The sequence below is a fragment of the Agromyces sp. Root1464 genome, from assembly GCF_001427265.1.
GTDB classification, from domain to species: domain Bacteria; phylum Actinomycetota; class Actinomycetes; order Actinomycetales; family Microbacteriaceae; genus Agromyces; species Agromyces fucosus.
On record NZ_LMFU01000002.1, the window covers coordinates 735,141 to 748,774 of the forward strand.

The 13,634-nt window shown below is 71.8% G+C and carries 13 protein-coding genes; 3 read left to right on the forward strand and 10 right to left on the reverse strand.

Annotated elements, in window-relative coordinates; translation table 11 throughout:
- Window positions 1–51: 51 nt before the first annotated feature.
- Window positions 52–1,815, reverse strand: coding sequence for an ABC transporter substrate-binding protein (locus ASD23_RS09255; protein ID WP_082571329.1), 1,764 nt, complete (start codon window positions 1,813–1,815; stop codon window positions 52–54).
- Between the two features lie 175 nt (window positions 1,816–1,990).
- Here ASD23_RS09255 and ASD23_RS09260 point away from each other — a divergent pair, with 175 nt between their 5' ends.
- Genes ASD23_RS09260 through ASD23_RS09270 form a run of 3 tightly spaced genes read left to right on the forward strand, consistent with a single transcriptional unit; the run spans window position 1,991 to window position 4,504 of the window.
- Entirely contained in the window at window positions 1,991–2,929 is a 939-nt protein-coding gene (locus tag ASD23_RS09260) for an ornithine cyclodeaminase family protein (RefSeq protein WP_056009627.1), read from the forward strand.
- Between the two features lie 18 nt (window positions 2,930–2,947).
- Window positions 2,948–3,931, forward strand: coding sequence for a proline racemase family protein (locus ASD23_RS09265; protein ID WP_056009630.1), 984 nt, complete (start codon window positions 2,948–2,950; stop codon window positions 3,929–3,931).
- 33 nt (window positions 3,932–3,964) lie between these two features.
- The gene (locus ASD23_RS09270; protein ID WP_056009633.1) at window positions 3,965–4,504 is read left to right on the forward strand and encodes a putative immunity protein; all 540 of its coding nucleotides are present in this window, start codon (window positions 3,965–3,967) and stop codon (window positions 4,502–4,504) included.
- Between the two features lie 48 nt (window positions 4,505–4,552).
- Here the strand turns inward: ASD23_RS09270 and ASD23_RS09275 are convergent, their stop codons facing one another.
- Genes ASD23_RS09275 through ASD23_RS09315 form a run of 9 tightly spaced genes read right to left on the reverse strand, consistent with a single transcriptional unit; the run spans window position 4,553 to window position 13,634 of the window.
- Entirely contained in the window at window positions 4,553–6,046 is a 1,494-nt protein-coding gene (locus ASD23_RS09275) for an aldehyde dehydrogenase (NADP(+)) (protein WP_056009636.1), read from the reverse strand.
- Between the two features lie 38 nt (window positions 6,047–6,084).
- Window positions 6,085–7,086 (reverse strand): proline racemase family protein, encoded by a 1,002-nt coding sequence (locus ASD23_RS09280; protein WP_056009639.1) that lies wholly within the window; start codon window positions 7,084–7,086, stop codon window positions 6,085–6,087.
- Window positions 7,086–8,015: a dihydrodipicolinate synthase family protein gene (locus tag ASD23_RS09285; RefSeq protein WP_056009643.1), complete on the reverse strand. Its 930-nt coding sequence runs from the start codon at window positions 8,013–8,015 to the stop codon at window positions 7,086–7,088. The genes ASD23_RS09280 and ASD23_RS09285 overlap by 1 nt, the downstream gene beginning before the upstream one ends.
- A 52-nt stretch (window positions 8,016–8,067) precedes the next feature.
- On the reverse strand, window positions 8,068–9,486 hold the full coding sequence (locus ASD23_RS09290) for an NAD(P)/FAD-dependent oxidoreductase (RefSeq protein ID WP_056009645.1): 1,419 nt from the start codon (window positions 9,484–9,486) through the stop codon (window positions 8,068–8,070).
- Window positions 9,483–9,725 (reverse strand): (2Fe-2S)-binding protein, encoded by a 243-nt coding sequence (locus ASD23_RS09295; protein ID WP_056009648.1) that lies wholly within the window; start codon window positions 9,723–9,725, stop codon window positions 9,483–9,485. The genes ASD23_RS09290 and ASD23_RS09295 overlap by 4 nt, the downstream gene beginning before the upstream one ends.
- Window positions 9,722–10,888 (reverse strand): NAD(P)/FAD-dependent oxidoreductase, encoded by a 1,167-nt coding sequence (locus tag ASD23_RS09300; RefSeq protein ID WP_235507695.1) that lies wholly within the window; start codon window positions 10,886–10,888, stop codon window positions 9,722–9,724. The genes ASD23_RS09295 and ASD23_RS09300 overlap by 4 nt, the downstream gene beginning before the upstream one ends.
- A 21-nt stretch (window positions 10,889–10,909) precedes the next feature.
- Complete coding sequence (locus ASD23_RS09305; protein WP_056009654.1) at window positions 10,910–11,620, reverse strand: ABC transporter ATP-binding protein; 711 nt, start codon at window positions 11,618–11,620, stop codon at window positions 10,910–10,912.
- On the reverse strand, window positions 11,617–12,462 hold the full coding sequence (locus ASD23_RS09310) for an ABC transporter ATP-binding protein (protein ID WP_056009657.1): 846 nt from the start codon (window positions 12,460–12,462) through the stop codon (window positions 11,617–11,619). The genes ASD23_RS09305 and ASD23_RS09310 overlap by 4 nt, the downstream gene beginning before the upstream one ends.
- Window positions 12,459–13,634 carry a branched-chain amino acid ABC transporter permease gene (locus ASD23_RS09315; protein WP_082571330.1) on the reverse strand — a complete coding sequence of 392 codons (1,176 nt, stop codon included), beginning with the start codon at window positions 13,632–13,634 and terminating at the stop codon, window positions 12,459–12,461. Before ASD23_RS09315 ends, ASD23_RS09310 begins: the two co-directional genes overlap by 4 nt.

A 13,634-nucleotide genomic window follows, 5' to 3' on the forward strand; every position in this document is an offset into this window, starting at 1 on the left:
GGCCGGCCGTGACCGGCCGCCGGGTACTGGGTTTGCGAATGATTCGGGCTGCTACTTCGTGAGCCAGACGTTCGTCCAGTCGCCGTTCTGGCTCTGGGCGTACGGCTCGAAGCCGCCGACGCGGGCCGAGTGGTAGTTCGGCTTCAGCCGGTAGGCGATGCTGACGATCGGCGCGTCGGCCATGACGGCCTGGTCGACCTGGTGCCAGAGGTCGGCCGCCTCGTCGGGCGTCGCCGCGGCGAGGGCCTCTGCGGCCAGTTCGTTCGCGGCGTCGCTGTTGAAGTCGACGTAGTTGTACGTCTGCGGGGTTCCGTCGAACACGAACTGCGGCTGGAAGACGCTGCGCGCTGCGCCGCCCTGCCAGTCGGGCGACCAGCCGACGAGGGCGATGTCCCACGCACCCGAGCTCGCGTTGTCGGGGTTGGTCATGAAGTTCGCGTAGTAGTCGGTCGGCGGCACGGGCGTGAGCTCGACGGTGATGCCGGCGCGTTCGAGGCTCGCCTGCACCGTCTGGGCGATGTCGGGCTGCGTGCCGACATTGCGGTAGGGCATCTTCAGGGTCAGGCCGTCGGGGTAGCCCGCCGCAGCGAGGAGCTCCTTCGCCTTCTCGGGGTCGCCCTTGCCGCCGTCGGTCGCGTACTCGTCGGACTCCTCGTAGCCGAGGATGCCGGGGCCGAAGATGCCGTTCGTGACGCCCGCGAGCTCGGCGCCGCCCATCGTCTGCACGACAGCCGCCTTGTCGACGGCGTACTGCAGCGCCTGGCGCACCTCGAGCTTGGTCAGCGCACCGCCGTTGTTCGCCGACGCCGTGTTCATCCACATGAACTGGTCGACGCCGCCGTTCTCCATCGTGGAGAACTTCTCGTCGTTCGCCGCCTTGAGCTGCTGGATGTTCGCGGGGCTCGGCGTGAGGTCGAAGAGCATGTCGGCGGATCCGGCCTGCAGCTGCTGCATGGCGGCGTCGCCCTCGACGCCCATCGTCATCTCGATGCCATCGACGTGGGCCTTGCGGAGCGGGTCGCTCTCGGGGTCCCACGCCGGGTTGCGCTCGAGCACGAGCTTCGCGTCGGGCGTGTACTCGGCCACCTGGTAGGGACCGGATGACACGAAGGCGCGACGGTACTCGGGCGAGTCGGGCAGCGCGTCGAGCGCCTCGATCGGCGCGGGGTCGGCCGCGTCGAGCGAGAGCATGAAGGGGAAGTCGCTCGCGGGCTCGACGAGCGTGAACTCGATCGTGCGGTCGTCGGGGGTGCGGATGCCGGAGATCTCGTTGCCCTCGATGTACTCCTTGATCGGTCCGACCTCGGGTGCGACCGCGGCGAAGCCGGTGCAGAACTCGTCCATGCCGGCGATGAGGCCCTGGAAGTAGCCCGCGAGGGCACCCGAGATGTGCGGATTGCAGAGACGCTCGATGCCGCGGGAGACATCGCTCGCGACGATCGGGCGAGCACCGTCTGGTGCACCCCAGGTGACGCCGTCGCGCAGCGTCACGGTGTAAGTGAGGCCGTCGGCGCTCGGGGTCGGCACCTCTTCGACGAGGTCGGGCTGGAGCACGATGCGCTCGGCGGCATCGTCGCTCGCCGCGTAGCTCAGCAGGGACCGCGACACCGAGCGCATGACGTTGTAGGTCGGGACGTACGCGACGAGCTGCGGGTCGAGGTGGTCGACGTCGCCGTTCGCGAGCACCTTCAGCGTGCCGCCGGTCTGGGGTTCGCCGTCGCCGGAGTCGGTGCCGGGCGAGGTCGTGCACGCGGTCAGCATGAGCGCCGTCGAGACGGCGAGCACCGCCGCGGCGCGAAGAGTGGATCGAGCCATGAGTCACCTTTGAATCATTCGCTGTCCGCGCGTCGGACGACAAGCGGATTGCCGTGCTCGAGCACTGCGCGGGTTCCGGCGCTCGTGGCGGCGGATCCGGGGGCAGCTCGTCGGGTTGGGAGCCCGAGCATTATGCAATATGTGACATATTACGCATTACCCGTACGATGTGTCCATGCCCGGCATCTTCGACTCGCTCCGTCTGCTCGACGGCCCCGCCATCGCCGAGCGCATCACCATGCGCCAGGCCATCGTCGCCCTGCAGCAGGCCCTCCGCGACGGGTTCGACCCCGACGACGATCCGGCACGCGCGATCGTCGACGTGCGGCACGGCCAACTCCTGCTCATGCCGTCGGACCTCGGCGCCTACACCGGCCAGAAACTCGCGACCGTCGCGCCCGCGAACCCCGCACGCGGCCTCGAGCGCATCCAGGCGCTCTACATCGTGCTCGACGCCGAGACACTCGCGCCCGTCGCCCTCCTCGACGGCACGGAGCTCACGAGCCTGCGCACCCCGGCCGTGTCGGCGGCCGCCGTTGACGTCGTCGCCGCTCCGGATGCGACATCGCTCGTCGTCTTCGGCACCGGCCCGCAGGGCGTGAGACACGTCGAGGCCATGCGCGCCATCCGCCCGATCGAACGGGTGCGATTCGTCGGTCGGGACCGGGCGAGGGCCGAGCAGGCGGTCGCCACGGTCACCGCGAACGGTCTCGACGTGGCCGTCGGCAGTGCAGCGGATGTCGCGGACGCCGACATCGTCGTCTGCGCCACCACCGCCCGCGAGCCGCTCTTCGACGCCGCACTCGTCCGCGACGGCGCCGCGGTCGTGGCCGTCGGCTCGCACGAACGCGACGCCCGCGAACTGCCGGGCGAGCTCCTCGGGCGCGCCCGCGTGATCGTCGAGTCGCAGCGGGTCGCCCTCGCCGAGGCCGGCGACGTCATCCTCGCCATCGCCGAGGGGCACCTCTCCCCCGACTCGCTCACCCCGATGGCGCGGCTGTTCGGAGGCGACGAGCCCGAGGCATCCGCTCGGCCCGTCGTGATCAAGACCTGCGGCATGGGCTGGCAGGATCTCGCCGTCGCGCAACTCGCCCTGACGCCCGACGCCCACTGAACGACGAACGGAACGCACATGCACTGGAAGACCGAAGACTGGCACACCGCGGGCGAACCGTTCCGCATCGTGCTCGATGTTCCGACCGAGGGCGGCACCGTCGCCGCCCGCCGGGTCGAGGCCATGACCGGCGAGGCCGACGCGGTGCGCCGGTTCCTCTGCCTCGAACCGCGCGGACACGACGACATGTACGGCGGTTTCATCACGCCGCCCGACGACGACGGCGCCGACTTCGGCGTGCTGTTCTGGCACAAGGACGGCTTCTCGACTGCGTGCGGGCACGGCACCATGGCGCTCGGCGCCTGGGCCGTGCGCACGGGCCGCGTCGCCGCACCTGATGACGGCGAGGCGATCGTCACGATCGACGTGCCGAGCGGACGGGTGCAGGCGCGCGTGCAGCGCAGCGGCGGCGTCACGACGGGCGTCGTCTTCCGCAACGTGCCGTCCCGGGTGCTCGCGACGGGCATCCCGCTGTCGACGAGCCGGGGCGACGTCCTCGTCGACCTCGTGTTCGGCGGCGCCGTCTACGCGACCCTGCCGGCGGCCTCCCTCGGCCTCACCGTGGCGCCCGCCGACACGACCGAGCTCATCCGTCTCGGCCGCGAGATCAAGTGGGCGCTGAACGACCACCCGGCCGCCCAGCTCGACGACGACCGGCTGTCGGGCGTGTACGGCACGATCCTCGTCGACGACCTCGGCCGCACCGCCGACGGCCCGTGGCAGCGCAACGTCACCGTCTTCGCCGACGGCGAGGTCGACCGCAGCCCCTGCGGCTCGGGCACCGCCGCCCGCGTCGCGCTGCTCGCGCACACGGGCGAACTCGCCGACGGCGAGGTGCTCACGCACGACTCGATCATCGGCACGCGCTTCCTCGCGCGGGTCGCCGAGCGCACGGAGGGCGCCGTCGTGCCCGAGGTCACCGGCCAGGCGTACCGCGTGGGCTCGTGCGAGTTCGAGCTCGATCCGGCCGACCCGCTCGCCGAGGGCTTCAGCCTGCGCTGACGCCGCGGCGAACCGCCGTGCGACACTGCTGGGATGGAATCACCGCAGTCGCTGAGCGAAGCCGACCGGCGTCACGTCGCGTTGTGGGCGGCGGACTGCGCTGAGCGGGTGCTCGGCCTCTTCGAGTCCGAGGCCCCGACGGACGACCGACCGCGAGACGCGATCGCGCGAGCCCGGGCATTCGGCCGCGGCGAGCTCGAGACCGCGGACGAGATCCGCCGGCGGTTCGTCGCCGGACGGGCTGCGAAGTCGGCGGAGTCGCCCGCGGCCGTGGCCGCGGCCAGGGCCGCCGCACAGGCCTCCGGCGTCGCCCACATGGGTGCGCACGCGCTCGGCGCCGCCGCCTACGCCGCGAAGGCCGCCGGCCTCGCCGCTCCGGACCGACCCGACGCCCTCGACGACGAGGTCGCCTGGCAGCTCGGGCGGATGGACGAACGAACGCGGTCGGCCCTTCGGCAGTTGCCGATGGTCGGCGAGGACTCCGCCGGACCACTCGGCCCGGGACTGCTCGCATCGGGAACGCTCGGGTCGGTCATCCGGGACATCCAGTCCGCGCTGGCCGGCGCTCGCTGATGGATGTCGCGCGGCCGGGGCTTCACCGGCCACGCGACATCCGCTCGCTCAGAACTCGCCGGTGAGGCCGCCCCAGCCGTTCGACCGGCCAGCCTCGCTGCGGCGCTGCGGGATGCCCCAGGGGTTGTCGTCGCGCAGCGCAGCAGGCAGCAGGGCCTCCGGCGCATTCTGGTAGGCGACGCCGCGGAGGAACCGCGAGATCGCCGCCGTGCCGACGCTCGTGGCATCGGTCGTCGTCGCCGGGAACGGCCCGCCGTGCTGCATCGCAGCGGTCACGGAGACCCCGGTCGGCCAACCGCCGAAGAGCACCCGGCCGCTCGTCTCGGCGAGAGCGTCGACGAGCTCGCCGAGCTGCCCCGCCTCCGCATCCGTGGCGTGCACGGTCGAGGTCAGGTTGCCGGGGAACAGCTCGCGATGGAGCGCGGGCAGTGCAGCGGCATCCGAATACCGCACGATCACCGACAGCGGACCGAACGACTCCTCGAGGAGCGCATCCGGTTGCGCCCGGAGCTGCTCGACCGACACCTCGACGACGGTCGGCGTCACGAACCGCTGCCCGTCGTGGTCGACTCGCACCTCGCCCTCGGCGAGCACGGTGACGCCGTCGGCGCCGAGCACGGCGCCGCGCCGCTCCTCGAACGCCCGGCCGATGCCGGGGTTCAGCAGCCGATGTTCGCCGACGGCGGCGGCGGCTTCGGCCAGGCCGCCGAGCTCGGCATCGTCCGGCACGAAGAGGAAGCCCGGCTTCGTGCAGAGCTGGCCGGCCGAACCCGCGACGGAGGCGAGGAACCCCTGGAGCAGCTCGGGTTCGGCGGCGACGGCTCCGGGCGTCGCATAGACGGGGTTCACGCTGCCGAGCTCGCCGAAGAACGGGATCGGGCGCGGCCGGGTCGCCGCGATGTCGGCGAGCAGCCGGCCGACGTGCGTCGATCCGGTGAAGGCGCCCGCGCGGATGCGGTCGTCCTTCAGGAGGGCGACGCCGTTCTGCTGGCCCTCGATGAGCTGGAAGACGCCGTCGGGCATGCCCGCACCGGCGAGCGCGTCGACGACGACCTCTGCCGTGCGCCGGGAGAGCTCGAGGTGGCCCGAGTGCGCCTTGACGACGACCGGGCAGCCGGCGGCGAGCGCCGCGGCCGAGTCGCCGCCCGCGACCGAGAAGGCGAACGGGAAGTTCGACGCCGCGAAGTTCAGCACGGGGCCGACCGGCTCGAGCACCCGCCGCACGTCGGGCCGCGGGCCGATGACGTACTCGGCATCGGCGGCGTCGATGCGCGCGTCGAGGTAGGCGCCGTCGACGATCGCCTCGGCGAACAGCCGGAGCTGGTTCGAGGTGCGGCGCACCTCCCCGATGAGGCGGGGCGCCGCGAGCCCGGTCTCGCGCATCGCGATCGCGATGAGCTCGGCGGCGTTGCGATCGAGGGCGTCGGCCACGGCGACCAGCGCTGCAGCTCGAGCGCGAGGTTCGGTCGCGGCGAAGGCGCGCGCGACCGCGGCGGCCCGTTCGGCGACGCGGTCGAGGTCGGGGTCGGTGGAGGTCGTCATGGGTCGATCCGCTCTGTGCTGTGGGTCGGTCACGGTGGTCAGAAGACGAAGCCCTCGGGGAACGGGTCGTCGTCGTCGAGGAAGTACTGGCCGAGCCCGGTCACCCATGCCCGCCCGGTGATGGTGGGAACCACGGCGGGCACGCCGCCCACGGTGGTCTCGCGGAGGAGTCGCCCAGTGAACTCGGTGCCGATGAACGACTCGTTGACGAAGTCGGTGTCGAGGGCGAGCTGACCGCGCGCGTGCAGCTCGGCCATGCGCGCCGAGGTGCCGGTGCCGCACGGCGAGCGGTCGAACCACCCCGGATGGATCGCCATCGCGTGCCGGGAGCGCACGGCGTCGGAGCCGGGAGCGATGAACTCGACGTGATGCACGTGGTTGGCGCCGTCGAGCTCGGGATGCCGCGGCGGGGCCTCGGTGTTGATCGCCTCCATGATCGCGAGCCCTGCGGCGACGATGTCGTCCTTCCTGGCGCGATCGAACGGCAGCCCGACGTCGTCGAGCTCGACGAGCGCGTAGAAGTTGCCGCCGAAGGCGACGGAGTAGGGCACGGCGCCGTAGCCGGGCACCTCGATCGAGGCATCCAGGCGCTCCACGAAGCTCGGCACGTTCTCGATCGTGACGTGCACGGCGCGACCGCCCTCGACCGCGACGCGCGCGATGACGAGCCCGGCGGGCACGTCGAGGCGGATCTCGGTCACGGGCTCAGTCACCTCGACCATGCCCGTCTCGACGAGCACCGTCGCGACGCCGATCGTGCCGTGACCGCACATCGGCAGGAATCCGCTCGCCTCGATGAAGACGACGCCCCAGTCGGCGTCGTCGCGCGCCGGCGGCTGCAGGAGCGCTCCGGACATCGAGGCGTGGCCGCGCGGCTCGTTCATGAGGAGTCCGCGCAGCCCGTCGAGGTGCTCCATCGCGTAGAGGCGCCGGTCGTTCATGGTGGCGCCGGGGATCCGGCCGACGCCGCCGGTGACGACGCGGGTCGGCATGCCCTCGGTGTGCGAGTCGACGGCCGAGAGCACCCGGCGCGCGCGCATCAGGCGACCGCCGCCGACCGAGCCGCCAGCGCTGCGAGTGCCCGCTCGGTGTCGGCGGTGACCTGGGCGCGCTGCTCATCGCTCAGCGCACCGCGCGGCGGGCGCGTCGGGCCGCCGTAGGAGTTGCCGCAGATGTCCATCGAGAGCTTGATCGCCTGCACGAACTCGGTGCGCGAGTCCCAGCGGAAGACGGCGACGAGCTGCGTGTAGAGCTCTCGCGCCTCGAGCCACTTGCCCTCGACGAGCAGGTTGTACAGCTCGACGGCCTCCTTCGGGAAGGCGTTGGGGTAGCCGGCGAACCAGCCGACGGCGCCGTTGACCATGAGCTCGAAGAGCACGTCGTCGGCACCGGCGATGATGTCGATGTCGCAGCGCTCCTTGATCTCGTAGACCCGGCGCACGTCGCCCGAGAACTCCTTGATGGCGACGACCTCGGGGATCTCGGCCAGCTTCGCGACGAGCGACGGCACCAGGTCGACCTTCGTGTCGAACGGGTTGTTGTAGGCCATGATCGGCAGCCCGACCTTGGCGACCTCCTCGTAGTGCGCGATGACTTCGCCCTCGTTCGCGCGATAGAGCGTGGGCGGCAGCAGCAGCACGCCGTCGGCACCGTCTTCGCGAGCCCACTCGGCCCACTTGCGAGCCTGGTGGCTGCCGACGCCGTGGGCGCCGGCGATGACGATGCCGCGGCCGTCGACGGCCTCGACGGCGACCTGGATCACCTTGCGCCGCTCCTCGTCGGTGAGCGAGGAGTATTCGCCGAGCGAGCCGTTGGGGCCCACGCCGCGGCATCCGTTGCTCATCAGGAAGTCGACGTGCTCGGCGAACTTGTCGTAGTCCACCGCGAGCCCGGCGGGCGCCGAGTCGTCTTCGGTGAAGGCGAGCGTCGTGGCGACGACGACGCCGCCGAGGTCCATGGTGCTGGTCATCTGATCTTCCGTTCTCTGGTCCGTCTTCGACGGATCGGTAATATGTGACATATTACTGCTCTGGTCCCCCGGTGGCAACCGCTGCCACCTCGCCGAGCCGCACCGGTGCGAGCACCGGTCGGCGGTCGAATCCCTCGGGCGCACCGCCGGCGTCCGCGACGATCGCCTCCACCGCGCGCCCGCACGTCCGACCCTGGCATGCGCCGAGCCCGGCCCGCGTCGCGAGCTTCATCGCCCGCAGGGGTGCATCGGCCCGGTCCGCGATCGTGCGGCGCGTGACGTTCTCGCAGCGGCAGACGACCGTGTCGTCGGAGAGCCACGAGGTCCAGCCGGGCTGGATACCGTGGGCGCGCTCGAGCCGTGCCGCGAAGGCGCGCATGCGTCGTCGTACCGCGAGCGGGCCGCGCATGCGGTCGTCGTCGAGCGCACCGCCTGCGGCCATGAAGCCCGCCACGACTCCCTCGGCGAGCGCGGCATCCGCACCGCCGATGCCCGTGACCTCGCCGGCCGCGAAGACGCCGTCGACGCTCGTGCGCTGGGACTCGTCGACGACGACGAACCGCCCGCGGCGGTCGCCCTCGATCACCGCGCCGAGGGCGATCGCCACCTCGAGCCGCGGCGTGAACCCGTGCCCGAGCGCAACGGAGTCGCACGCGACCTCGCGCTCGGTTCCGGGAATCGGCCGCCAGTCCGCGTCGAGCGCGGCGATGACGACGCCCTCGACCCGGTCGGTGCCGAGCACCCGAACCACGCCGCTGCCGATCCGATACGGGATGCGATGGCGGGCGAGCGCGCCCACGTACTCGACGAGTTCGCCGGCCTTGCCGACGAGCTGCCACGGCCGCGGCAACCAGCCCGCGGCGAGCCCGCCGAGCCGGGATGCCTCGTGCACGCCGACCACCTCGGAGCCCGCGACGGCCAGCGACTGCGCGACCGGCAGCAGGAAGGGTCCGGCGCCGCTCACGACCGTGCGCCGGCCGACCGTGACGCCGTCGCGCTTCGCGAGCGCCTGGGCGGCGCCTGCGGTCGTGACGCCCGGCATCGTCCAGCCGGGAACGGGCAGGGCGAGATCGTGGGCGCCCGTCGCGACGACCACGGCATCGGCCTCGATGTCGAGCGCGACGCGCCCCGCGGCATCCGCTGCGCCGACGACGGCCCGCAGGCGCACGACGCCGTCGGATGCCTCGGCCGACCAGACGCTCGCACCGGTGTGCACCTCGGCGCGGTCGAGCACTCCCCTGAGTCGTTCGAACCGCGCCCACCCGTGCTGGAGGCGGCGATCGGTCAGGCCCTCGTGATGCCGCCAGTACTGGCCGCCGAGCCGCCCGCCCTCGTCGAGCAGCGTGACCGCGGCCCCGGCGGCGAGGGCGGCCTGCGCCGCGGCGAGCCCGGCGGGGCCGCCGCCGAGGATCGCGACGCGCGTCGCACCCGTCGTGCCGGTCGTGGCGGCCGTGCCGGTCGCGGCCGTCATGCTCGCACCTCGCGCTCCACCCGATCGCCGTCGACGGCCTCGCGCTGGCAGGCGCGCACCCCTTCGACGTCGTTCACGGTCACGAGGCAGTCGTGGCAGACGCCGATGCCGCAGAACACGCCGCGGTCACCGGTTTGCGCGGTGCGCCACGCCGTGCGGCCGGCGCCGATGAGCACGCCGGCGATGGTCTGGCCGTCACGCCCTTCGATCGCCTCGTCGCCGACGGTGATGCGGATCATGCGGTCTCCTGCAGACTGGCCCGGCCCGGCAGGAACGGGGTCGGGTCGAGGGCGGTGGGTGCGCCGAGCACGGCGTGCACGACGAGCTCGGCGGTGGCGGGTGCGAGTCCGATGCCGGCCCCCTCGTGCCCGGTCGCGTGCACGAGCCCCACGATCTCGGGGTCGGCGCCGATGACGGGCAGGTGGTCGGGCGCGTACGGACGGAACCCGAAGTAGCTCCGGAGCAGCAACGTCTCCTCGAGGAACGGGAACAGGCGCACCGCCTTCGCCGCGATCGCCGCCGCCGGGGCGACCCCGGGGCGATCGTCGAAGCCGACGCGCTCCCGGCTCGACCCGATCAGGACGGTTCCGCCCGGGGTCGACTCGACGACCGTGGAGGTCTGCAGGGCGGCGTCGCCGGAGCCCACGGCACCCACGTAGTCGCTGTCGTACACCTTGTGGAAGACGCGCTGCGGCATCGGGGTCGTGACGAGGATCACTCCGCGTCGCGGCCGGATGTCGAGCCGGGCACCGAGACGTGCCGCGACCTCGCCGGCCCACGGCCCCGCGCAGTTCACGACCACGTCGGCCTCGATCGGCCCGGCAGTCGTCATCACGCCGGAGAGGCGGCCGGGCCGACCCGCCCGGCCGAGCGCGCCGGTCACCTCGCCGATCACGAGCCGCGCGCCGGCGCGGACCGCGGTATCGAGCAGCGCCTGCGTCGCCGTCGACGGCTGGATCTGGGCGTCGTCGGGGTAGTGGACGGCGTGCACGACCTCGCGGGACAGGAACGGCTCGGCCGCGGCGAGCGCCGCGACATCCATCGCCTCGGCGCGGATGCCGGTGGCGCGCTGCGCCTCGGCGAACCGCTCGAGTGCCGGCTCCCCGCCGTCGAACGCGACGACGATGCCGCCCTTCGCCTCGAACTCCGTCAGCGGCTGGCTCGAGGGCCGCTCGGCGTCGAGCCGCGCGGCGAGCACACGCCACATGGCGTTCGAGGCGACCGCGAGGTCGGCCTCGGCGCCCGGCGCCTTGTCGCTGACGAGCAGGTTGCCCTCGCAGCGACTGGATGTCTCGCCTGCGACGCCGACCCGGTCGATCACGACGACCTCGGCGCCGCCCTCGACCAGCGCGAGCGCGCACGCGGCACCCACGATGCCTGAACCGATCACCGCGACGCGCACGATGCACCTCCTCGTCGCAAGTCAACCACCGAGGTACGCCTCGATGATGCGCGGATCCTTCGCCAGATCGGCGGCGGGGCCCTCGAGCGTCGCGCTGCCGGTCTCAACGACGTACGCGCGATCGGCGATCTTCAACGCGGCGCGGGCGTTCTGCTCGACGAGCAGCACGGTCGTGCCCGCCGCATTCACCGCCGCCACGATCTCCATCACCTGCTTCACGACGAGGGGCGCGAGCCCCATCGAGGGCTCGTCGAGCAGGAGCAGCTTCGGCCCGCCGATCAGCGCCCGGCCGATCGCGACCATCTGCTGCTCGCCGCCCGAGAGCGTGCCGCCCTGCTGGCCCCGCCGTTCCGCGAGGCGGGGCATCATGCCGTACACCTCGTCGAGACGCGTCGCGATCGCCTTCTGGTCGCGCACCGTGTAGCCGCCGAGGAGCAGGTTCTCGTGCACCGTCATGGTCGAGAAGATGCGTCTGCCTTCGGGCACGTGGATGAGGCCCGCCGCGACGATGTCCCACGGCTTGGCGGTCGTGAGGTCCATCCCCTGCCAGGTCACCGAGCCGGAACGGGGACGGACGAGCCCCGAGAGCATGTTCATGGTCGTCGACTTGCCCGCGCCGTTGTTGCCGAGCAGGCACACGATCTCGCCCTCGCCGACCGTGAAGCTCAACTCGCGGAGTGCGTGCACCCTGCCGTAGACGACATCGGCGTCCTTCACCTCGAGCAGCGTCATGATGCGTCCTCGCTCTCGTCGACACCGAGGTAGGCCTCGATCACGGCGGGGTTCCGCTTCACGTCCTCCGGAGCGCCGTCGGCGATCTCCTTGCCGTAGTTCAGCACCACGATGCGCTCGGCGAGTTCCATGACGAGCCCCATGTCGTGTTCGATGAGCACCACGGCGACGCCGAGCCCCCTGATCTTGCGGATGAGCCGCATGAGCGTCTGCTTCTCGTTGAAGTTCAGGCCCGCGGCGGGTTCGTCGAGCAGCAGGAGCTTCGGGCTCGTGGCGAGCGCCCTCGCGATCTCGACCCTGCGCTGCTCGCCGTACGGCAGCTGGGTGACGTAGAGCTGCTCGTCGTCCTCGAAGCCGACGAAGTCGAGCCATCCCCGCGCCTCGCGGACGCACGCCGCTTCGGCGCGGCGGTAGCCGGGCGTATGCAGCAGTGTCGACCAGAACCCCTCGCGGAGGTTCGCGTGCATCGCCGTGGTGACGTTCTCGAGCACCGAGAGCTCGCGGAACAACCGCAGGTTCTGGAAGGTCCGCGCCATCCCCCACTTCGTCACCCGGGACGGCAGCACCCGGTAGAAGCCGAAGCTCTGCAGGAGGTTCACGAGCCCGAGCCGGCGCCAGATCGCGGGCACCGCCCGCACGATCGCCTTGCCGTCGAAGACGACCGAACCCGCGGTCGGCAGGTAGAAGCCCGAGATGCAGTTGAACGCACTCGTCTTGCCGGCGCCGTTCGGCCCGATGACGGCGAGGATCTCGCCCTCCCGCACCTCGAAGCTGAGGCCGTCGACGGCGGTCACGCCGCCGAACTGCAGCCGGAGGTCGCTGACCTCGAGCAGGGCGCTCATGCGCGGTCTCCTTCGTGTGCCTCGGTCGTCGGCGTGCCGTCGACCGACTCCATGACGCTCGCCGGGACCGCCGTCGCCTCGGTGAACGCCGGCGGGGTGGGACGCGTGCGCCGGAGCCACGGCAACACCGCGGTGGCAGGCCAGAGTCCCGACGGGCGGAACAGCATCACGACGACGAGCAGCACACCGAAGATGAGGTAGCGCCACTCGGCGAAGTCGCGCAGCAGCTCGGGTGCGAGCGAGACGAACAGCGCGCCGATGATGACACCCGGCGTCGACCCCATGCCGCCGAGCACCACGGCCATGAGGATGAGCGCCGAGTACAGGAACTGGAAGCTGTTGGGGCTGATCGCCGAGAGGTGGGTCGCCATGAGCTGCCCGGCCATGCCGGCCCAGACGGCACCGATGATGTACGCCGAGATCTTGGCGATGTAGGTGTTGATGCCCATCGCCTCCGCGGCGTCCTCGTCGTCGCGAACGGCCTTCCAGGCACGCCCGAGCCGCCCCTTCGCGAGCCGCCCGGCACCGATCACGCCCACGACGATCACCACGGCCGCGACGAAGTAGTAGAACACCACGCGCTCGGGGAAGTCGATGCCGAACAGGTTGAACCCGTCGTCGAAGCTCCAGGGGCCGAAGCTCCAGGTGGGGATGCCGTGGATGCCCGACGGGCCGCCCGTGATCTTCAGGTTGTTGGCCGTGATGCGGATGATCTCGCCGAACCCGAGGGTCACGATCGCCAGGTAGTCGCTGCGCAGGCGCAGGGTCGGCGCACCGATGATGATGCCCGCCGTGATGCACGCGACGATCGTCGCGATGAGCGCGGCCCACATGGGCCAGCCCAGCACGGTCGTGAAGATGCCCGAGATGTAGGCGCCGACGGCGAAGAATGCGATGTAGCCGAGGTCGAGGAGGCCGGCGTAGCCGACCACGACGTTCAGGCCCATGCAGAGCATCACGTAGATGAGCGCACTCGTGGCGATCGACATCGTGTAGCGGGAGGCATCCATGAACGGCAGCACCGCCACGAGGAGGACGGCGACGAGGCCGAGCGCGCGCATGAAGCCGCGCTGCGAGGTGAAGACGCCCTTCGGCGGCTGCGGCCGCTCGTAGAGGGGCGCAGGGGCACGCAAGGGCACGTGCTTCAGGGCGTGATCCAGATCGCGCGCCAT